At 70.5% G+C, this 19767-nt stretch carries 18 protein-coding genes; 9 read left to right on the top strand and 9 right to left on the bottom strand.

Features of this window, described 5'->3' with window-relative positions:
- Positions 1-450: 450 nt before the first annotated feature.
- On the bottom strand, positions 451-1359 hold the full coding sequence (locus tag CRP55_RS29085; RefSeq protein WP_097323376.1) for an endonuclease/exonuclease/phosphatase family protein: 909 nt from the start codon (positions 1357-1359) through the stop codon (positions 451-453).
- Between the two features lie 13 nt (positions 1360-1372).
- Complete coding sequence (locus tag CRP55_RS29080; protein WP_097323374.1) at positions 1373-1912, bottom strand: hypothetical protein; 540 nt, start codon at positions 1910-1912, stop codon at positions 1373-1375.
- A 64-nt stretch (positions 1913-1976) separates the two neighbouring features.
- Here CRP55_RS29080 and CRP55_RS29075 point away from each other — a divergent pair, with 64 nt between their 5' ends.
- Together CRP55_RS29075 and CRP55_RS29070 are read left to right on the top strand one after the other, a co-directional pair.
- Positions 1977-3860 carry a S41 family peptidase gene (locus CRP55_RS29075; RefSeq protein ID WP_097323373.1) on the top strand — a complete coding sequence of 628 codons (1884 nt, stop codon included), beginning with the start codon at positions 1977-1979 and terminating at the stop codon, positions 3858-3860.
- Positions 3861-3870: 10 nt separating this feature from the next.
- Positions 3871-4125 (top strand): hypothetical protein, encoded by a 255-nt coding sequence (locus CRP55_RS29070; protein WP_097323371.1) that lies wholly within the window; start codon positions 3871-3873, stop codon positions 4123-4125.
- A 321-nt stretch (positions 4126-4446) separates the two neighbouring features.
- Here CRP55_RS29070 and CRP55_RS29065 read toward each other — a convergent pair whose 3' ends face one another.
- Genes CRP55_RS29065 through CRP55_RS29045 form a run of 5 tightly spaced genes read right to left on the bottom strand, consistent with a single transcriptional unit; the run spans position 4447 to position 10874 of the window.
- Complete coding sequence (locus CRP55_RS29065; protein WP_097323370.1) at positions 4447-5520, bottom strand: Gfo/Idh/MocA family protein; 1074 nt, start codon at positions 5518-5520, stop codon at positions 4447-4449.
- Positions 5517-6929: a mannitol dehydrogenase family protein gene (locus CRP55_RS29060; RefSeq protein ID WP_097323368.1), complete on the bottom strand. Its 1413-nt coding sequence runs from the start codon at positions 6927-6929 to the stop codon at positions 5517-5519. The genes CRP55_RS29065 and CRP55_RS29060 overlap by 4 nt, the downstream gene beginning before the upstream one ends.
- Positions 6920-8185: an enolase C-terminal domain-like protein gene (locus CRP55_RS29055; protein ID WP_097323367.1), complete on the bottom strand. Its 1266-nt coding sequence runs from the start codon at positions 8183-8185 to the stop codon at positions 6920-6922. The genes CRP55_RS29060 and CRP55_RS29055 overlap by 10 nt, the downstream gene beginning before the upstream one ends.
- Positions 8182-9597 carry a glucuronate isomerase gene (gene uxaC, locus CRP55_RS29050; protein WP_097323365.1) on the bottom strand — a complete coding sequence of 472 codons (1416 nt, stop codon included), beginning with the start codon at positions 9595-9597 and terminating at the stop codon, positions 8182-8184. The genes CRP55_RS29055 and uxaC overlap by 4 nt, the downstream gene beginning before the upstream one ends.
- A complete protein-coding gene (locus CRP55_RS29045) occupies positions 9594-10874 on the bottom strand; it encodes a Gfo/Idh/MocA family protein (protein ID WP_097323363.1) in 1281 nt (426 codons plus the stop codon). The genes uxaC and CRP55_RS29045 overlap by 4 nt, the downstream gene beginning before the upstream one ends.
- 334 nt (positions 10875-11208) lie before the next feature.
- On the opposite strand from CRP55_RS29045, the gene CRP55_RS29040 reads away from it, so the two are divergent.
- From CRP55_RS29040 to CRP55_RS29020, 5 genes are read left to right on the top strand one after another with little or no spacing between them, the layout of a single operon-like run.
- The gene (locus tag CRP55_RS29040; RefSeq protein WP_097323361.1) at positions 11209-12243 is read left to right on the top strand and encodes a LacI family DNA-binding transcriptional regulator; all 1035 of its coding nucleotides are present in this window, start codon (positions 11209-11211) and stop codon (positions 12241-12243) included.
- Between the two features lie 15 nt (positions 12244-12258).
- On the top strand, positions 12259-13581 hold the full coding sequence (locus CRP55_RS29035; RefSeq protein ID WP_097323359.1) for an ABC transporter substrate-binding protein: 1323 nt from the start codon (positions 12259-12261) through the stop codon (positions 13579-13581).
- A 24-nt stretch (positions 13582-13605) separates the two neighbouring features.
- Entirely contained in the window at positions 13606-14571 is a 966-nt protein-coding gene (locus tag CRP55_RS29030; protein ID WP_097323725.1) for a carbohydrate ABC transporter permease, read from the top strand.
- Positions 14571-15404, top strand: coding sequence for a carbohydrate ABC transporter permease (locus CRP55_RS29025; protein WP_097323356.1), 834 nt, complete (start codon positions 14571-14573; stop codon positions 15402-15404). Before CRP55_RS29030 ends, CRP55_RS29025 begins: the two co-directional genes overlap by 1 nt.
- Before the next feature lie 4 nt (positions 15405-15408).
- A complete protein-coding gene (locus CRP55_RS29020) occupies positions 15409-15981 on the top strand; it encodes a hypothetical protein (RefSeq protein ID WP_143234965.1) in 573 nt (190 codons plus the stop codon).
- Here CRP55_RS29020 and CRP55_RS29015 read toward each other — a convergent pair.
- Positions 15915-16706, bottom strand: a complete 792-nt coding sequence (locus CRP55_RS29015; RefSeq protein WP_218854731.1) for an alpha/beta fold hydrolase — start codon at positions 16704-16706, stop codon at positions 15915-15917. The genes CRP55_RS29020 and CRP55_RS29015 overlap by 67 nt on opposite strands.
- A 95-nt stretch (positions 16707-16801) precedes the next feature.
- Between CRP55_RS29015 and CRP55_RS29010 the strand changes: the two genes are divergently transcribed.
- Positions 16802-17758, top strand: coding sequence for a sigma-70 family RNA polymerase sigma factor (locus CRP55_RS29010; protein ID WP_097323350.1), 957 nt, complete (start codon positions 16802-16804; stop codon positions 17756-17758).
- Here the strand turns inward: CRP55_RS29010 and CRP55_RS56295 are convergent.
- Positions 17672-18421 carry an STAS domain-containing protein gene (locus CRP55_RS56295; protein ID WP_097323349.1) on the bottom strand — a complete coding sequence of 250 codons (750 nt, stop codon included), beginning with the start codon at positions 18419-18421 and terminating at the stop codon, positions 17672-17674. The genes CRP55_RS29010 and CRP55_RS56295 overlap by 87 nt on opposite strands.
- Before the next feature lie 98 nt (positions 18422-18519).
- On the opposite strand from CRP55_RS56295, the gene CRP55_RS29000 reads away from it, so the two are divergent.
- Positions 18520-19761: an FAD-binding protein gene (locus tag CRP55_RS29000; protein WP_097323347.1), complete on the top strand. Its 1242-nt coding sequence runs from the start codon at positions 18520-18522 to the stop codon at positions 19759-19761.
- The last annotated feature ends 6 nt before the right edge of the window (positions 19762-19767 follow it).

Genomic DNA, 19767 nt, shown 5'->3' with positions numbered 1-19767 from the left:
TCGCTGGCCGGCCCTGCTCTTCGACCTTGATGGGGACGCATTTGTGGTCGGGGACTTCGAAGCCGCCGAAGTAGACGGTGTCGAAGTCTTCGCAGGCCTCGAAGGTGATGGACTCCGCGGCGGCGTAGCCGGCCTGCTGGCCGTACTCGAGGCGGAGGGCGTCCCGGTCCGGGTCGGCGATGGAGACCGTGGCGGTCGTGCCGGCCCTGATGACCAGGCCGATCTTGTAGGTGTCGGCGAAGTCCTCCGGGTCGGCGGTCGCCCAGGTCTTCAGGCCCGGCCAGGTGATCGGGCCGATGGTCACGTCGGTCTCGGCGGGTGCGGCCGCGGTCTTCGCGTGGGCCTCCTCGTCCACGCAGGTGACCAGGCGAGCCGGCTCGTCGGCGGAGCAGCCGGCCAGGCCGAGGATCAGGGCGGTCAAGCAGATGAGGCGCGCGACGGGCATGAGCTCTATGACAGCATCCGGGCGGCGATCGGCAAGTGGTCGCTTCCCGTTCTCGGCAAGGTGTGCAGGTCGGTGACGGTCAGGCCGCGGGCGAGGATCTGGTCGATGCGGGCCACGGGAAAGCGGGCCGGCCAACTGAAGGCGAAGTCCCGGGAGGTCGTCACGTGGTCCAGGACGGGGGCGAGGCCGCGGTCCTGGACCGTGCTGTTGAGGTCGCCCAGGACGATCACCCGGGGCAGCGGCTCGGCTTTCAGCAGAGCGCCCAGCTTGATGGCGCTCTCGTCGCGAGCGGCGGACTCGAGGCCGGAAACGCCGATGCGGATCGACGGCAGGTGGGCCACGTAGACGGCGACGGGACCGTGCGGGGTCTGTGCGACGGCTCGCAGGCCCCGGTTCCAGTCGGGACCGAAGCTGGCGGGGCGGATGTCGGCCGGGGCCGCCTCGGTCAGCGGATAGCGGGACCACAGGGCGACCGTGCCCTGGACGCTGTGATGGGGATAGGCGGCGGCGAACGTGGTCTCGTAGTCGGTGACCGCCGGGAACGTGACCTCCTCGAGGGCGATGAAGTCGGGGTTGGCCTCCATCAGGGCCCGGGCCGTGCCGGAGGGGTCGAGGTTCTCGTCGCTCGCATTGTGCTGGACGGCGATCAGGCCGGCTGATCGATCACCCGCCGGCACGAGGTAACCGCCGAAGACGGCGAACCAGGCGATCAGGGGCAGCAGTACGGCGGGGAGCGCGAGCCGGGGGCGGCGCCACCACGCCAGGGCGGCCAGCACGGGGACGGCCAGGCCCAGCCACGGCAGGAAGGTCTCCAGCAGGCTGCCCAGGCGCAGGCCGAAGCCGGGCACCCAGCGGTGCAGGGCCAGCAGGCCGGCCAGCAGCACGGACATCGCGATGATCAAGTAGCCCCGCATCGCACGAATGCTCTCAGGGGCGCGCAAGGGGGATGACACGGTCGGGCGGGGCCGCGGGGCGCGGACGTACGTGCAGAGCGCCGTCCACCAGGTCGACGCGCGGGTCGGTCCACTGCTCATCGGGCGCGGGGTCGAGGACGTGCTCGATCGCGCGGTCCGCGTCGTAGACGACCACCGAGTTGATGGTGGTGACCAGATACCCCATCGTGTATTCCTGGGCCGGGTGGTCGTCCGGGCCGTCGGCCTGCACGACGTAGAAGCGGTTGCCCAGCCACCACCCGTACGGCTCCATGGTCTGGTCCTCGCCGACCGGTCTGTCGTCGATCCGCAACCGCCCGTCGGAGAAGACGGCCCGATGGCGGTTGTCGGCGGTGAAGCGGACCCAGAATCCCCGGCCGTCGGTGAACGTGTCGCAGCCGCCCGGCACCGGGCCCTCGCGGCCGCCCTCGCCCCGCGGGAACTGCAAGCAGATCTCGGGAGCCCGGCACGGCCGGTCGAGGCGGCGGGTGCAACCCAGGCCGGCGGCGACGCAATCGTGGCGATCGGCGAACACGTCAGCCCCCAGGGTCGTTGATCGGACAGGATCTTAGCGGTCGCACCGGCCCTACGCTGGGGCGATGACACAGGCGGACAGCGCCCTGGCGGCGACCGTGTCGCTGCCGGAGTTCCTCGCGACCAGTGAGGTCGGGCGGCTCACGCTCGACGAGCGGCGGCTCATCGTGCGGCAGGCGCTGCTCCTCCTCGAGCACAACTACGCGCTGCTGGCGTTCAAGGTGGCCCGCTACGGCATCAACCCGTTGCAGCGGCTCCGGCTCCTCGACCAGCGGCTGGCCCGGCAGGAGGACGATCCGGGGCGCGAGTGGCGGCTGCACGAGGAGCTCATCGAGATCTTCAACTCGCTGCGTGACCTGCACACCCGGTACACCCTGCCCGAGCCGTTCAACGGCGCCGGGGCGTACCTCCCGTTCCTGTTGAAAGAGTTCGTGGAGGACGGCCGGCACCGTTACCTGGTCGGGCGGATGAAAGCCGACCTCGGCGACGACGCGTTCGGCTTCGGGGTCGAGGTCACCCACTGGAACGGCGTGCCCATCCATCGCGCCGTCGAACGGTTCGCCCAGTGCCTGCCGGGCGCCAACCCGGAGGCGCGGCATGCCCGCGCGGTCAGCATGTTCACCGTGCGCTCGCTCGCTTTCGGGCCGCCGCCCGACGAGGACTGGATCATCATCCGGTACGTCGGCCGGGACGGCCAGGTTCGCGAGACACGTCAGGTGTGGACCGTGGTGCCGATCGCCACCACCGCCGAAGGGCCGGTCTCCTCGATCGACACCCCGCTCGGCGTCGACGCCGAGGGCGCCCAGCTGGCCTGGCTGCGTGCCGCCCTGTTCGCGCCGGAAGCGCTGGCCGGCGACCCGACCGGTCCGGGGATTCCCTCCGAGACGCCGACCATCTTCGAGGCGCGCCGGGTGCCGGTCGGCGACCGGGTCGTCGGGCATCTGCGCCTGCGCACCTTCCTGCCGACCGGCAGCGGCGTGCTCGGCTTCGTCCGCGAGTTCATCCGGCTGCTCGGCCTCCTGCCCGCCGACGGCCTGGTGCTCGACATCCGCGGCAACGGCGGCGGCGCCGTCCTCGCCTCCGAGATGTGCCTGCAGGCGCTGGTGGCCCGCCCGGTCGAGCCGGAGCCGGCCCAGTTCGCGGCCACCCCGCTCAACCTGCGCATCGCCCGGGTGAACGACCAGCTGGCGCCCTGGCGCAAGTCGCTCGACCAGGCGATCGACTCGGGCGCCCTCTACTCGGCCGGCATCCCGCTCACCGGCCGCGACATGCTGGAGGTCGTCCCGCAGTCGTATTTCGGCCCGATCGTGCTGCTCACCGACGCCCGCTGCTACTCGGCGGCCGACATCTTCGCGGCCGGCTTCCAGGACAACGGCATCGGCCTGGTCCTCGGCGTCGACAACAACACCGGCGCCGGCGGCGGCAACATCTGGCAGCTCGGCGACCTGCTGGCCCGGCTGCCCGACGCGGCCGACTCGCCCTATCGCGAGCTGCCGCACGGCGCCAACCTGTCCCTGGTGATCCGCCGTGTGCTGCGGGTCGGCCCGAACGCCGGCACCCCGCTCGAGGACTACGGCGTCGTGCCCCGCACCCTGCACCGCCCGACCCGCCGCGACCTGCTGGAGGACGACGCCGACCTGTTCGCCGAGGCGGTCAAGCTGCTCGACGAGTTGCCGCGGCGCCGCTTCGACGTCGAGCTGAACGAGGTGGACGGCCGCCTGACCGCCGCCTTCACGGTGTTGGGCGTCGACCGGGCCGACGTCGTGGTCGACGGCCGCCCCCGCTGCACAACCGACCTGGGCGGCGGCGAGGGTCCCCTGGAGATCCCCGGCGCCGCCGGCGGCCGGGAGGTCCGCATCCTCGGCTTCGACCGTGGTGACCTCGTAGCTCTGCGCACCTTCGTCCGCAAGCCCCCGGGCCTTCGGCTGCGCCGGACCTTGGGCGATTAACCTGGGTGCCGTGACCGACCTTGACGAGACCACCGTGCAGCCCGACCTCATCGCCACCCACTACCTGACCAGCATCGACGAGGTGACCGAGCACCTGCGCGCCGCCAACCAGCTCGGCCTGGGCGTCCGCGTCCGCAGCTACCTCGAGGCCGACGAGGAGACCGAGGGCCTGACCGAGCACTGGGAGGTCGAGCTCCTCACCGCCTCCCCGGTTCTCGAAGAGGAGACGGCCGCGGAGCCCGAGCCGGCGGACGCCGTCAGCTGAGCAGCAGACAGTTCTCCCGAGCGGAGGCCGAGCAGCGCTTCGGGGCCGCCGTCCAGCAGTGGGAGACCGCGTTCGAGGTTCCCTGCCGGCTGGACGCGACGGGCCGCAAACGTGTACCTCAGCTGCCGACGGCCGCCCACGAACCCGAGCGCGTCAGCCGGAACCTCTACCTTTGGGCGCACGTCCGCCTGGGCTCCCACGACAAGCACCCCGTGAGCGCCGGCCTCGAACCCCACTCGGAGGAACCGGCGGAGCTCGACCCGAGCGAGGTCGTGGGCCGGCTCCCGGAACGGCACTTGGCGGCTGTTCGACGCTTTCGGCTCAGCTGGGCAGGCGGCGGCGGTAGGGCGGGACCGCCCAGGACAGGCCGAGCTCTGACGGCAGGGACAGGGTGGCGGCGGCCTTCACCAGCACCTCGTTGATGCCGGGGATCGTGCGGTGCGGGCCGTCGACGGCCACCGTGTCGCCGCTGAGCAAGTGGGGGAGAGGGGCGCCGGCCAAGGTTTCCAGCACCGCGGTGAAGTCGGCGGTGGCCGACAGGGGGACCAGCAGCGGTTTGCCGTCGGCCCGGTGATTGATCAGGTTGGTGAGCAGGTCGGCCCGGCCCGGCACCGAAGCCAGGGTGGCCGCGCCGGGCAGGGCCAGGCGGTCGGTCGGGTACTCCAGGAGGGCCCGGCCGCCGGGGCCCCGCGCCTCGATCTCGCCCGCGATGAAGTCCTCGCCGGCCAGCGTGACGGCCACCAGCAACTGCAGGCCGGTGTCGAAGGTGATGCGGGCGAAAGCGGTGTCGTCCACCTCGATCTCGCGGGTGCGGTAGCGCTCCACCGCCAGCTGCCGGGGCCGGCCGGCGCCGGCCGCGGTGCCGGTGGCCAGGGCCTGCATGACGGCGTGAGCCAGCGGGTTGACCAGTGCCCCGTCGACGCCCCGGCGGCCCGCCCACGACGCGCGGGCGTAGTAGGTGTCGTCGCGTTTCCACGACGCCACCGCGCTGATGCCGGTCAGCGGGGTGGGCAGAGCGTCGCGAAAACGGGACCACGCGGCCGAGCCCAGAGCCTGGAAGCCGACCTGACAGACGCGCCCGGACGCCGTCAGGGCATCGGTGAGCGTGACATGGTCGGCCAGCGATAGCACCGGCGGTTTCTCCAGGAGCAGGTCACAGCCGTACGACAGCGCGTCCAGGGCGATCGGCAGGTGCGTCGGCGGCGGCGTGCAGATCACCACCACGTCGGGCCGGGTCGCCGACAGGAGCGTGCGGTGGTCGGTGAAGACCGGCGCCTCCGGCGAAGAGACCGGCTGGGGATCGGCCATGCCCACAAATAGCAAATCCGATTTCTCGGAAATGTTTCGGCGATGCCAAGCCCCATGACCGTTGGCGCCGACGAGAGCGACCTTCATCGCACACCGGTCAGCGTGTCCGAGACGCCGTGTTTCGTCAGGGCCGTGAGCCATGTGACGATCTCGGCGCGCAGCTCGGAATCCCCGGCCAGGTCGGCGGCGAAGACGGTGTCCAGTCCCAGCAGCGCGTCGACCACCTCGGAAGGAGACGAGCCGGTGGCGGCGAGCCGCGCCCGGATCCGGTCGGCGAGGGGGTCGTCCAGGGGCAGCTCGCGGCCGTCGTCCGCGGTGCCCTGCACGAAGCGCATCCACGCGGCGACCACCAGCGCGCCCCAGCGCGGCATCGAGCCGGCCTTGCGGCAGTCCTGGATGGTGTGCAGCACCCGCTGCGGCAGCTTCTGCGAGCCGTCCCCCGCCACCTGCAACGTGCGATAGGCGATGGCCGGATTCTCGAAGCGGGTCAAGACCTCTTCCCCGTACGCCGAGGTGTCGACCCCGGGCGGCGGCGACAGGCACGGGGTGATGTCGTCGGCGATGAAGTGCCGCATGGCCGGGAGCATGCCCGGCATCTGAAGGGAGGCCGCGATGGTCTCCCGGCCCGCGAGCGCGCCCAGATAGGCGATGGCCGAGTGCACGCCGTTGAGCGTGCGGATCTTCAGCCGCTCCCAGGGCTGCGCGTCGCCGGTCAGCACCGCCCCGGCCTGGTCCCAGGCCGGGCGCCCGGCCGGGAAGTCGTCCTCGATGACCCATTGCCGGTACGGCTCGCCGCTGACCGCCGCGTTGTCCCGCACGCCCAGGGCCCGCTCCGCGATCGCGTACGTCTCGGCCGTGCTGGCCGGGACGATCCGGTCGACCATCGTCGACGGGAAGGTCACGTTGGCCGCCACCCACTCGGCCGTTCCGGTCGCCGCCGCCAGGTGGTGCACCAGCCCGCGCAGCCGGTGGCCGTTGGACGGCAGGTTGTCGCAGCTCATCAGGGCGATCGGCCCCGCGTCGGCCCGGCGCCGCGCGGCCAGCCCACGGATCAGCAGGCCGGGCACGGTCCGCGGCGCCCGGTCCGCCTCCAGGTCGGCCCGCAGGTCGTCGTCGAGCAGCAGCCGCCCGGTGGCCGGGTCGAGCTTGTAACCCTTCTCGGTGACGGTCAGCGTGACCACCCGGATCGCCGGGTCGGCCAGCAGCGCCACCACCGCCGCCGGGTCGGCCGAGGCCGGTATCGCGCCGGACAGCGCGCTGATCACCCGGGTGCTGGTGCCGGACGGGCCGAGCGTGGTGACGCTGTAGAGGCAGTCCTGGGCGCGCAGCGCGTCGACGATGGTGCGCGAGCGCGGGGCGACGCCGACGATGCCCCAGTCGCCGCCGGCCGCGGCCAGCGCGTCCTCGGTGTAGACGGCCTGGTGGGCCCGGAAGAAGGCGCCGAGTCCGAGGTGGACGATGCCGGGCGCGGGCAGGGAGGCTCGGCTCAGTTCCATGCCGGCCCCTGCGGGAAGGAGAACTCGGCGATCGACTCGGGCTTCAGGTCGGAGCTGTAGCCGGGCTTCTCGGGCACGAGATAACGGCCGTTCCGAGTTTGTACGGGGTCGGTGAAGTGCTCGTGGAGATGGTCCACGTATTCGACCATGCGGCCCTCCAGCGACGTGCCCACCCGCAGGTAGTCGAAGATCGCCAGGTGCTGGACCAGCTCACAGAGGCCGACCCCGCCCGCGTGCGGGCAGACCGGCACGCCGAACTTGGCCGCCAGCAGCAGCTCGGCCAGCACCTCGGGGATGCCGGCGACCCGGCACGCGTCGATCTGCATGACGCCGATCGCCTCGGCCTGCAGCAGCTGCTTGAAGATGACCCGGTTGGCCGCCACCTCGCCGGTGGCGACCCGGACCGGCGTGACCGCCCGCTGGATGCGGGCGTGGCCGAGCACGTCGTCCGGGTGGGTCGGCTCCTCGATCCAGTACGGGTCGAACTCGGCCAGCCGGGCCATGTTGGCGATCGCCTCGTCGACGCCCCAGATCTGGTTGGCGTCCATCATGAGCAGCGCGTCCGGCCCGATCTCGCCGCGGATGATCCGGGCCCGGCGTACGTCGTCCTCGATCGGCCCGCCGACCTTCATCTTCATGGCCCGCCAGCCTTCGGCGTACGCGGTGCGGGTCAGCTGCCGCACCTTGTCGTCGGGATAGCCGAGCCAGCCGACGCTGGTGGTGTACGAGGGGAAGCCCTCCGAGCGCAGCCGGGCCAGCCGGTCGGCCATGCCGTCGCGGCCCTTGTCGAGGATGGCGGCGGCCTCGCCGGGGGTGAGCGCGTCGTCGATGTGCCGGAAGTCGACGCAGGCGACCAGATCGGCGGTGGGCATCTCGGCCAGCAGCTGCCACATCGGCTTGCCCTCGGTCTTGGCCCGCAGGTCCCAGACCGCGTTGACGAGGGCGCCGGTCGCCATGTGCAGGGCGCCCTTCTCGGGCCCGATCCACCGCAGTTGGACGTCGGCCGTGAGGGACCGGAGGAACTCCAGGGGATCCTCGCCCATGGACAGGACGGCCGGCGCCAGCGCCCGTACACAAGCCGCGGTTATCTCGTTGCCCCGGCCGTTGGTGAAGGTGAATCCGGTGCCCGTGTGAGGTCCGTCGGTGAGCAGCTCGACGTAGGTGGCGGAGTAGTCGCCCTTGTTGATGGAGTCGGAGCCGTCGCCGGCGGCCGCGGTCGGGAAGCGGACGTCGTGGACCCGTACGTCAGTGATCATGCGGTCCTGCCGATCTTGAAGATGCGCTTGGGGAGGTGGTACGCGAGGTCGGCCATCGTGGCGGCGGCCTCGTCGAGCGGCAGCCGGTCCTGCACGACCAGCGACGCGAGATAGGCGGCGTCGACCCGGCGGGCGATGTCGTGGCGGACCGGGATCGAGCAGAAGGCGCGCGTGTCGTCGACGAAGCCGGCCGTGTTGTAGAAGCCGGCCGAGTCGGTCACCGCCTCACGGAAGCGCAGCATCGCGCCCGGCGTGTCGAGGAACCACCAGGGCGCGCCCAGGAACAGCGCCGGATAGCCGCCGGCCAGCGGCGCGAGCTCCCGGCTGAACGCCTGCTCGTCGAGGGTGTACAAAACCACTGTCAAATTCGGTTCCATGCCGTACGCGTCCAGGAGCGGCCGAAGCGCATCCACATAGGACGTGGCCTGCGGGATGTCCCCGCCCACGTCGGCCCCATGCGCCGCGAACAGCCGCTTGTTGTGGTTGCGGACGGCCCCGGGGTGCAGCTGCATGACCAGACCGTCGTCGAGCGACATCCGTGCGAACTCCAGCAGCATGTGCCCGCGGAAGGCCTCCGCGTCCGCCGCGGTCGCCTCGCCGTGCAGCGCCCGGTCATAGAGGGCGGCGGCGTCGGCGGGGGAGAGGGCGACCGTCCGCGCCGTCGGGTGCCCGTGGTCGGACGAGGTCGTACCGGCCTCGATGAACGCCCCCCGGCGCCGGCGCAGGGCCTCGAGAAAGCCCGCGTATGTGCCGGTGTCCTCGCCGGCCAGCTCGCCCATCCGGGCCACCGCCTCGGCCCAGTCGTCGCGGTCGAGGTCGACCACGTTGTCCGGCCGGAACGTGCTGATGACCCGTCCGCCCGGCCCGCCCCAGCCGTCGGCGGCCAGCTTGGCGTGCCGGCTCAGGTCGTCGGTCGGGAACTCGGTGGTGGCCAGCACCTCGATGCCGAAGCGCTCGAACAGGGCCCGCGGCCGGAACGCCGGCTCGGCCAGGCGGGCGGCGATCTCGTCGTACATCTCGTCGGCCGTCTCGGCGCTGAGCTTTTTCTCCACGCCGAAGACGGTGCTGAACGTCTGCTCCAGCCACAGCCGTGACGGCGTACCCCGGAACAGATGCCAGTTGTCCGCGAGCAGCCGCCAGATGACCCGGCCGTCGGTCTCGACCGGACCGCCGTCGCGGCGCGGCACGCCCAGCCGGTCGGGTGGGATGCCCTGGCTCAGCAGCATCCGCGTCACGTAGTGGTCGGGCACGATCAGCAGCCGGGCCGGGTCTCCGAACGACTCGTCGTCGGCCAGCAGGCCCGGATCGACGTGCCCGTGCGGGCTGAGCAGCGGCAGGTCGCGCGCGGCCGCGTACAGCTCGCGGGCGATGCCGGCCTGCGCCGGGTCGATGGCGAAAACGGGGTCGGTCACGCGGTAACTCCCTCTCCGAGCAGGCCGGCCACCTTCACCGGGGCCGACTGCTGCAGGCTGCGGTTCGCGGCCAGGCCGGTGAGCAGCGCCAGCGCGCCGTCCCGGGCGGTCGCGGAGCGGTGCATCGGGTCGGTGCGGCCGCCCAGCAGCACGCCGGTCATCCGGGCGTCGGCCCCGCCGTGCCCCTCGCGGCTGTGCGGCTGCAACTCCACCGCGTACGGCGGCGCCCAGAACGGCCGGATGGTCAGCGTCACCGACCCCGCCTCGGGGGAGGCGCCCTGCTTGACCTCGCCGGCGGCGGCCGGGCTGACGTGGTCGCTCTCGACCACCTCGAGCTCGAGCCGGCCCTTGCTGCCGTTGACCATCAGGCGGTAGCCCTCCCAGGGCGCGTACGCCGTGAGGTGATAGGTCATGGTGGCGCCGGTGTCGTAGCGGACCAGCACGGCCAGGTCGTCCTCGATGGTGATGCCGGGGTCGAAGACGTTGCGGTCGCGCAGATAGCCGTCGTCGCCCTCGGCGTCGAGGTAGAGCGCCTTGAGCTTGTCGTTGCCGGCCAGGTCGAGCGCGAACGGGTCGCCGGCCGCGCCGGGGCTGCCGGTCGACCGCTCGTACTCACGCGCGTAGCCGTGGCGGCGGCCGTCCTCGCCGTAGAAGAAGAGCCGGCCCTGGGCGTAGACCTCCTGCGGTGTGGCGCCCAGCCACCAGTTGACGAGGTCGAAGTGGTGGCCCGACTTGTGCACGAGCAGACCGCCCGAGTTGGCCTTGTCGCGGTGCCAGCGGCGGAAGTAGTCGGCGCCGTGCCGCACGTCGAGCAGCCACTCGAAGTGCACCGAGCCGATCTCGCCGATCTCGCCGCGGGCGAGCAGCGTGCGGACCATCTCGTGCACCGGGTTGAAGCGGTAGTTGAAGGCGACCTGGACCTTCTGTCCCGTCCTCTTCACCGCGTCGAGGATCTTGGCGCAGCTTTCCGCGTCGACGGTCATCGGCTTCTCGGTGATGACGTCGCAGCCGGCCTCGAGGGCGGTGACGATGTGCCCGGCGTGTGTGCTGTCGACGCTGGTCACGATCAGCTCGTCGACGCGCTCCTTGGCCAGCATGGCGGCCAGGTCGGCGGCCTGATAGGTGGGTACGGGGCTGTCGAGCCAGCCGTTGTGCGCGTCCATGCGCGACTGGTTGACGTCGGCCAGCGCGACGAGCTCGGCGTGGGGTTCCGCGGTGATCGCTCTGATGAACATCTCGGCGCGCGAGCCGGCGCCGACGACGGCGAAGCGTCTCATTCGGGAGTCCTCCCGGGCAGCAAAGGTTTGCAGGGAAGTTAGACAGATCGATACCGGGTCGTCAACGACCCGTGGGTATTTGTCCGCTTAAGAGCGCCTTCTCAGTATCCGTTCGTCATCTGCCTGCAACACAAAGACATTGACACGAGTGCAACCGCTTGCATTAATGTTCGTCAACCAGTGACGGCGACCACAGCGATCGCCGCCGATGAGATAGCAGTCGTTTTTTCGACGCCCGCGGGGTTTGCGGGTGGCGGAAAAACGCCTGCTATCTCATCGGTTACAAGGCGATCGCCCGCGGAGCGAAGCGAAGCCAGAAGTAGAGGGGTGGAGCATGGCCGTGACGATTCGCGACGTCGCCAAGGCTTCCGGCGTGCACATCTCGACGGTGTCGCGCACCTTCTCGGCGCCGCATCTGGTCAACCCGAACACGCGCAGCCGGGTGCTGGCCTGCGCCGAGCAGCTCGGCTACCGCCCCAACCGGGCGGCCCGGGCGCTGATCACCGGCCGGACGTACAACATCGGCCTGATCGTGGCCGACATCGCCAACCCGTTCTTCCCGCCGCTGATCAAGGCGGCCGAGAGCCAGGCCCGCAAGCACGACCACCACATCTTCGTCGCCGACACCAACGAGGACCCGGCGCTCGAGGAGGAGGTCGTGCGCGCGCTGGCCAAGCAGGTCGACGGCGTCCTGCTGTGCAGCCCGCGGATGAGCAACGCGCTGATCGAGCAGCTCAGCCGCGAGGTGCCGCTGGTCGTGGTCAACCGGCAGATCACCGGCATCCCGGCCGTCGCGATGGACGTGGCCGGCGGCGCCCGCCGCGCCGTCGACCACCTCGCCGGGCTCGGCCACCGGCACATCGCCCTGGTCAGCGGCCCCCGCGGGTCGTGGACCAGCCGTGAGATCCGCCGCTCGGCGACCTCCACCGCGCGCGCCGCGAACGCCGAGCTCACCATCATCGGACCGAACCCGCCGACCGAGGTCGGCGGCCTGACCGTGGCCGAGGACGTGCTGCGGGCCGGCGCCACCGCGGTGCTGGCCTACAACGACCTCATGGCCATCGGTCTCATCGAGGGTCTGCTGGCCGCCGGTGCCCACGTGCCCGGCGACGTCAGCGTCGTCGGCATCGACGACATCATGCTCAGCCGGCTCACCCGCCCGAAGCTGACCACGGTGGCGACTCCCACCGCCGCCGCCGGTCGGGCTGCCGTCGACATGCTGCTCGCGCATGGCGACGACCGCCGTACCACCGCTCACGTCCATCTGCAGACCGAACTGGTCATCCGCGACTCGACGGGGCCGGGCCCGGGTCCGCACAGCCCTGCGGACCCGGGCGACGTGATCGCCCCCGGAGGTGTCGCCTCCTAAAAAGGAGTACGCGTCATGGAGCCCATCACGAGGGGTCTCACGCCCGCCAAACGTACCCGACGCCGCCTGCTCGCCGCCGTTCTCACCCTGCCCCTGCTCCTCGGAGCGGCGGCCTGCGGTGGCGACGACGACAGCGGCGGCTCGGGCAATGACAAGATCGAACTGTCGTTCTTCTGGTGGGGCGCCGAGAAGCGCGCCGAGCTCACCGAGAAGGCGCTCGACCTCTACACGTCCAAGCACCCCAACGTGACCTTCAAGAAGACCTGGCAGGCCAACCAGGGCTACTTCGACAAGCTGGCCACGCTCACCGCGGGCGGCAACGCCCCGGACATCTTCCAGATCGACGACAACTACATCTCCGAGTACGCCGAGCGCAACGTCACGCTCGACCTCAAGCCCTACACCGAGAGCGGCAAGCTCGACATCACCAAGATCTCCAAGGGCCTCATCGACTACGGGACGGTCGACGGCAAGCTCGCCGGTCTTTCCATGGGAGAGAACACCCAGGGATTGGTGTACGACAAGACGCTGCTCACCAAGAACAAGCTGCCCGAGCCGACGACGGGCATGAGCTGGGAGGACTTCATCTCCTGGGCGGCGACCGTCTCCAAGACGGCCAAGGTGCCCGGCACCCAGGACCCGAGCGCGGTCTACCAGGCCCTCTGGGTCTACCTGCGGCAGAACGGCAAGGACCTGTACAAGGACAAGACGCTGGCGTTCGACGAGGCCGACATCACCAAGTGGTTCACGCTCTGGAAGGGCGCCCGCGACACCGGCGCGACGCCGACCCCCGACGTGATCCACGAGGGCAACGCCACCGACATCAGCAAACAGCTGGTGGTCACCGGCAAGGCCGGCACGTCGTGGGTCTGGGTCAACCAGATGCCCGAGCTGAAGAAGAACACCGAGAGCGACCTCGGCGTCATCGCGTACCCGGGTGACCCGAGCGCGCAGTGGGCCCGCGCGTCCATGTACTTCTCGGCCTTCCGCGGCACCAAGCACAAGGACGCCGCGGTCGACGTGCTCAACTTCATGGCCAACGACCCCGAGGCCGGCAAGATCCTCGGCACCGACCGGGGCCTGCCGCCGAACCTCGACGTGCGCAAGACGGTGGCCGAGACCGCGACCGACCCGGCCATGAAGCAGACCATCGCCGTGCAGGACGAGCTGAGCAAGAAGTTCGGCCCGACCTCGCCCAGCGTGCCGCCGGCCGGCCACAGCAAGGTCAAGACCGAGCTGGTCCGCATCGCCGAGGAGGTCCAGTACGGCCGTCAGACGCCCGAGCAGGGCGCCGCGGCCTTCGTCACCGCCGCCAAGGCGGCCATCGGACAGGGCTGAGAACACACAGTGACCACCGCTCAGATGCCGGTCCGTCCGACCGAGCCGGTGCCCCCGCCCCCCGCCGCCACGCGGCGGGGCGGCCGGGCCCGCCGGCGCCGCGAGGACCTGGCCGGATACGTCTTCCTCTCACCGTGGCTGCTCGGGCTCCTGGGCATCACGGCGATCCCGATGCTGCTCTCGCTCTACCTCAGCTTCACCGACTACAGCCCGCTGATCGACGTCGGTGAGGCGCAGTGGGTCGGGTTCGACAACTACCGCGAGATGTTCACGGCCGACCCGTCGTACTGGCACGCGGTGCGCGTCACCGTCACCTTCGCGCTGGTCGCCGTGCCGCTCAAGCTGGCCGCCGCGCTCGGCGTGGCCCTGCTGCTCAACAAGGCGTTCAAGGGCATCGCGGTCTTCCGCGGCCTGTTCTACCTGCCCTCGCTGCTCGGCGGCAGCGTGGCCGTGGCGATCGTCTGGCGCAGCATGTTCAACCGCGAGGGCGCCTTCAACTCGTTCCTGGCCCTGTTCGGGATCGAGGGCGCGCCCTGGGTGAACGATCCGCAGTGGGCGCTCGAGACGCTGATGCTGCTGGCCATCTGGCAGTTCGGCGCCCCGATGGTGATCTTCCTGGCCGGTCTCAAGCAGGTGCCGACCGAGCTGTACGAGGCGGCCTCGGTCGACGGGGCCGGCGCCTGGCGCCAGTTCACCCACATCACGCTGCCGATGCTGTCGCCGGTCATCTTCTTCAACCTGGTGCTGGAGACGATCCACGGCTTCCAGGGCTTCACGTCGGCCTTCGTGCTCAGCGGCGGCACCGGCGGCCCGGTCGACTCGACGCTGATGTACACGCTGCACCTCTACAACAAGGGCTTCGTCGAGCTGAACATGGGCTACGCGTCCGCCATGGCCTGGGTCTTCCTGCTCGTGGTCGGCCTGATCACCGTGCTGCTGTTCAACACCGGCAAGTTCTGGGTCCACTACTCCGACAACGAGGAGCGGTGATGACTCGCCCCTATGTGCGCCTGACCGCCCTGATCATCATCGTGGCGATCGTGCTCTACCCGCTCGTGTGGATGGTCGGCACGTCGTTCAAGTCGCCCGAGGAGATCGTCAACAACATCGGGCTGATCCCGCGCGAGTTCACGCCGTCGAACTTCAGCGAGGGCTGGAACAAGTTCGACGTCGCCTTCGGCCGGTTCTTCCTCAACAGCGCCATGGTGGCCGTGCTGACGGTCGTCGGCAACACGCTGAGCTGCCTGCTCGCCGCGTACGCCTTCGGCCGCCTGCGGTTCCGGATGCGCGGGGTCTGGTTCGCCATCATGATCGGCACCCTGCTCCTGCCCGGGCACGTGCTGATCATCCCGCAGTACATCCTGTTCCGGACGCTGGGCTGGGTCGGCGGCGACTGGCCGTACCTGCCCCTGCTGGTGCCGCACTTCCTGGCCACCGAGGCGTTCTTCGTCTTCCTGATGGTGCAGTTCATGCGCGGGATCCCGCGCGAGCTGGACGAGGCCGCGGTCATCGACGGCGCCTCGCCGTACTCGATCTTCCGTCATGTGATTCTGCCGTTGAGCCGCCCGGCGCTGGTCACGACGGCGATCTTCTCGTTCATCTGGACCTGGAACGACTTCTTCCGGCAGCTGGTCTATCTGTCCGAGCTCAAGGACTACACGGCGCCGGTCGCGCTGACGCTGTTCATCGACTCGACCAGTGAGAGCTCGGTCGGCCCGATGTTCGCGATGTCGCTGCTGTCGCTCGTGCCGGTCTTCCTGTTCTTCGTGGCCTTCCAGCGACTGCTGGTCGAGGGCATCAACACGAGCGGACTGAAAGGATGATCTTTTGAAGGGCGATTCGTGGCGGGTGGCCGGCGACCTGGCCCTGCTCGGCATCGTGGTGTCGCTGGTCTCGCTGCCGGTCTTCACTCTGGGTGCGGCGTTTCTCGTCGCGGGGGCCACGATTCAACACCACATTGTGTACGGCCGGTGGCTTACCTTCGCGGAATCGTGGGCGCTGTTCCGCGCCCGTTTTGTCCACGGGCTGTGGGCCGGCCCGCTGCTCCTGGCGGTGGGCTGGCTGATCGCGGTCGACGTGGCGGCGCTCTCGCGCGGCACCGTTCCGGGCGGCCGGCTCGCCATCCTCGCGGTGCTGCTGGTCGCTTCCGGACTTGTCGGATTCGCGGCGCTGGTGGCGGCGCTCGGGTCGTTGCGCCAGGCGCGGGCCGCGGTCGCGGCCCGGCCGGCGATACTCGCCCCGCTCGGCGGGATCGTGGTGATCGTCGCCGTGCTGGGGATGCTCGTACACCCCGTACTCGTACCCGTCCTTGTGGGTTTTGCCCTTTTCGCCGTTCAGTCCTTCTTGTCGACGAAGTCGAGGGCGACCGCCGCGAACAGGGGGGAGTCGACGACGTTGTAGTGGGTCAGGCCCGGCAGGATGGCGAGCGCGTGCCCGCCCTTCGGCCGGCCCTCACCCATCCAGCCGCCGTCCCGGTGACCGCCGTCGAGCAGCCCGAACACCTCGACGAAGTGGCTCGGCGGGCACATGTCGGCGTCGGCCGCCACGATCTGCGTCGGCACGCTGATCTTCTTGACCTCCTCGGTGTAGTCGAAGTCCTGCGCCATCGCCTGGCCGATCTTGTCGAGCAGGCGCGGGAAGTCCTCCGGCCGTGGGGCGACCCGCTGGTACAGCTCGTACATCGGGGTCTCCTTCATGAACTCGGCCGCCGCCGCGCCCACCTGCCCCTGCTGATCGAGGATCTCCTTGTACGTGGCGCTGCGCCGGATGCCGGCCGACCCGGAGACGACACGGCCGACCTTGTCCGGGTGGCGCATCGCGAGGAGCAGGGCGACGCCGCCGCCGAGCGAGAAGCCGACCACGTCCGGCTTCTGAAGTCCCAGGTGGTCGATCAGTGCGGCGATGTCGTCGGCCATCGCCGGGATGCTCAACGGCCGGTCGATGTCGGCCGTGCGCCCGTGGCCCTGCAGATCGGGCAGGATCACCCGGTGGTGCTCGGCGAACAGGGGCAGCGTGGCCGCGAACATCTCGCCCGAGCCGAGGCCACCGTGGAGCAGGATCAGCGGCGTGCCCTCGCCGTGCGTCTCGTAGTAGAGGTTGAGCCCGTTGACCTCGGCGTACATGATGTCTCCTCTTTCCGTGCGTCTTTGCCCGGTCAGACTCGCCCACGCTCCGAAACTCATCGCGGCCCGCCCGGCATTTTTCGGCTAAGTTCGTCGGGGTGAGCGATGTCGCTACCCCGATCGAGGCTCAGCTGGAGGCTTTCCGGCCCGAGCTGACCGGATATTGCTACCGCATGCTCGGCTCCGGCTTCGAAGCCGAGGACGCGGTGCAGGACACGATGGTGCGCGCCTGGAAGAGCTACGACCGCTTCGAGGGGCGGGCGGCGCTGCGGTCCTGGCTCTACCGCATCGCCACCAACGTCTGCCTGACCATGCTCGGCAGCGCCCAGCGCCGCGTTCGGCCGATGGACCTGGGCCCGGCCGGCTCCGGCCACGCGACCGACCCGGGCGAGCCGAGGCCCGACCAGATCTGGGTCGGCCCGGTCCCCGACGACAAGGTGGTCGACCCGGCCAACGTGATCGCCGAACGCGAGTCGATCCGCTTGGCCTTCGTGGCGGCCCTGCAACACCTGCCGGCCAAGCAACGGGCGGTGCTGATCCTGCGCGAGGTGCTGGCCTGGTCGGCCCAGGAAGTGGCCGACCTGCTGGAGACGTCGGTGGCGGGGGTGAACAGCGCGTTGCAGAGGGCCCGCGCGACGCTCTCCGCGGTGGACACGGCCGACGTCTACAAGCCCCTGGATGAAGATCAGAAGTCGTTGCTGTCGCGCTATGTGAGCGCGTTCGAGGCGTACGACCTCAAGGCGTTGACCTCGCTCCTCCACGAGGACGCGACACTGAACATGCCGCCGCTGCCGCTCTGGTTGCGGGGCGCCGACGACATCACGGCCTGGATGAGCGGCACGGGCTCCGGTTGCCGGGGTTCCCGCCTGGTGCCGGTGGTGGCGAGCGGTCTGCCGGCCTTCGGGCAGTACCGGGTGTCGTCCTCGGGGGAGGGGCACGACCCGTGGGCCCTGATAGTCCTGGAGATCTCAGAGGGCCGGATCGCCCGAGTCACCAACTTCCTCGACACCCCGCACCTGTTCCCCCTCTTCGGCCTCCCGGCGCACCTCGAGTAGAACGCTCTCCGGGTCCGCTTCGAAGAGCACGCCGTGCAACCCCATCAGCGACGCGAGCTCCCTTAGCCGGGGGCTCGCGCCCTGAACGCGCAGCCCGCGGCCGTGCCGCCGCGCGGCAAGCGTGAGCCGCGCAAGAGCTTCCACAGCAATCACAGTCGGCTCAACAACAGCACTGACATCAACAACAACCGCCCCGTCCTTCCCGGCCGCGCCGTCGTTCCCGGCCGCCCCGTCCTTCCCAGCCGCCCCGGCTGTCCCGGGCCGACGGGCGCCCTCGGGCCGTCCTTCCGCCCTCTCAGGCCCTTCCGCCCCCACGGGCCGCCTATCCCTCTCGGCCTGCCCGCCGACCTCGGCCCGCCTAGCGCGTCCGGGTCGCCCAGTGCCCTCGCGCCCTCCCGTTTCCTCCGGCCCTTCCGCCACCTTGGCCCGCCTAGCGCTCCCGGGTCGCCCGGCGCTCTCGGGTCGCCCGGCGCTCTCGGGTCGCCCGGCGCTCTCGGGTCGCCCAGCGCCCTCAGCCCGCCCAGCGCCCGCGGGCTGCCCGGCTTTCTCAGGGCCTTCCGCTTCCTCGGGCGCCACCTGCTCTTCGAGGGCAAATCCGATTTTTTGGCACAAGAGTGGAATGTCGGTTCTTGTGAGTCTCGCGGGCAGGGCGAAGGACGTCATAAACGGTACGACCGGTTATGCGCCCGAAACTCATCGTCATGGCGTACAGGTAAAAAGTTGATCTTTAAGTTCGGCGCGGTTCCTCCTACGCTGGGCTGATGAGCGAGCAAGTTACGAACTGGGCCGGCAACATCGTTTTCGGCGCGCGGCGGGTCCTGCGCCCCACGTCCGTCGACGAGGTGGCCGAGATCGTCACGGCCGGCGGCCCGATCCGCGTCCTCGGCAGCGGTCACTCCTTCAACCGGATGGCCGACACCGACGGCACCCTCGTCTCGCTCGCCGGCCTGCCCCGCGTCCTGGAGATCAGCGCCGACCGCCGGTCCGTGCGCGTCGACGGCGGTGTCCGCTACGGCGAGCTGGCCGCCTTCCTCTACGACAACGGCCTGGGCCTGGGCAACATGGCCTCGCTGCCGCACATCTCGGTCGCCGGCGCGATCATGACCGCCACCCACGGCTCGGGCCAGCGCAACAAGAACCTGGCCGCCGCCATCTCCTCGGTCGAGCTGATCGACGGCACCGGCAAGCCGGCCACGTTCCACCGCGGCGACGCCGACTTCGAGGGCGTCGTGGTCGGCCTGGGCGCGCTCGGCATCGTCACCGCGCTCACCCTCGACGTGGTTCCTTCTTTCGAGCTGCGGCAGTACGTCTACGACGGCCTGACCCGGGCCGAGCTCGGCGCCCACTTCGACGAGATCATGGGCAACGGCTACAGCGTCAGCCTGTTCACCGACTGGACCAGCGCCGACATCAACCACGTCTGGCTCAAGCGGGCCGAGGCGATGGAGGGCCCGTGGTTCGGCGCCACGCCGGCCCCCGAGAAGCGTCACCCGGTCCCCGGCATGCCCGCCACGAACAGCACCGAGCAGGCCGGCGTCCCCGGCCCCTGGTACACCCGCCTGCCGCATTTCAAGCCCGAGTTCACCCCGAGCAACGGCTCCGAGCTCCAGTCGGAGTACCACGTCGCCCGCGCCGACGGTCTGGCCGCCCTCGACGCCGTGGCCGCCATCCGCGACCAGGTGGCCCCCGTCCTGCAGGTCTGCGAGGTGCGCACCATCGCCGCCGACGACCTGTGGCTGAGCCCCAACTACGAGCGCGACAGCGTGGCCCTGCACTTCACCTGGATCGCCGACACCGACGCGGTACTGCCCGTGGTCGGCGCCTTGGAGGCCGCGCTGGCCCCCCTCGACCCGCGCACCCACTGGGGCAAGGTCTTCACGACGGACCCCGAGGTGATCCGCGCCCAGTACCCGCACTTCGCCGACTTCCAGGCCTTGGCCCAGCGCCTCGACCCGAACGGCACCTTCCGCAACCCGTGGCTGAACGCCCTCCTCGGGGCCTGACCGCCC

It is taken from the genome of Paractinoplanes atraurantiacus, from assembly GCF_900215205.1.
Classification (GTDB): domain Bacteria; phylum Actinomycetota; class Actinomycetes; order Mycobacteriales; family Micromonosporaceae; genus Actinoplanes; species Actinoplanes atraurantiacus.
The sequence above is the reverse complement of the archived record's forward strand: the minus strand, read 5'-3'. Positions and strand labels throughout refer to the sequence as shown.

What these genes read in the sequence shown, in the direction of transcription:
- CRP55_RS29085 (WP_097323376.1), bottom strand. Translation starts at nt 1,359, where the DNA reads ATGCGGGGCTACTTGATCATCGCGATGTCCGTGCTGCTGGCCGGCCTG.
- CRP55_RS29075 (WP_097323373.1), top strand. Translation starts at nt 1,977, where the DNA reads ATGACACAGGCGGACAGCGCCCTGGCGGCGACCGTGTCGCTGCCGGAG.
- CRP55_RS29065 (WP_097323370.1), bottom strand. Translation starts at nt 5,520, where the DNA reads ATGAAGGTCGCTCTCGTCGGCGCCAACGGTCATGGGGCTTGGCATCGC.
- CRP55_RS29060 (WP_097323368.1), bottom strand. Translation starts at nt 6,929, where the DNA reads ATGGAACTGAGCCGAGCCTCCCTGCCCGCGCCCGGCATCGTCCACCTC.
- CRP55_RS29055 (WP_097323367.1), bottom strand. Translation starts at nt 8,185, where the DNA reads ATGATCACTGACGTACGGGTCCACGACGTCCGCTTCCCGACCGCGGCC.
- CRP55_RS29045 (WP_097323363.1), bottom strand. Translation starts at nt 10,874, where the DNA reads ATGAGACGCTTCGCCGTCGTCGGCGCCGGCTCGCGCGCCGAGATGTTC.
- CRP55_RS29040 (WP_097323361.1), top strand. Translation starts at nt 11,209, where the DNA reads ATGGCCGTGACGATTCGCGACGTCGCCAAGGCTTCCGGCGTGCACATC.
- CRP55_RS29035 (WP_097323359.1), top strand. Translation starts at nt 12,259, where the DNA reads ATGGAGCCCATCACGAGGGGTCTCACGCCCGCCAAACGTACCCGACGC.
- CRP55_RS29030 (WP_097323725.1), top strand. Translation starts at nt 13,606, where the DNA reads ATGCCGGTCCGTCCGACCGAGCCGGTGCCCCCGCCCCCCGCCGCCACG.
- CRP55_RS29025 (WP_097323356.1), top strand. Translation starts at nt 14,571, where the DNA reads ATGACTCGCCCCTATGTGCGCCTGACCGCCCTGATCATCATCGTGGCG.
- CRP55_RS56295 (WP_097323349.1), bottom strand. Translation starts at nt 18,421, where the DNA reads ATGACGTCCTTCGCCCTGCCCGCGAGACTCACAAGAACCGACATTCCA.
- CRP55_RS29000 (WP_097323347.1), top strand. Translation starts at nt 18,520, where the DNA reads ATGAGCGAGCAAGTTACGAACTGGGCCGGCAACATCGTTTTCGGCGCG.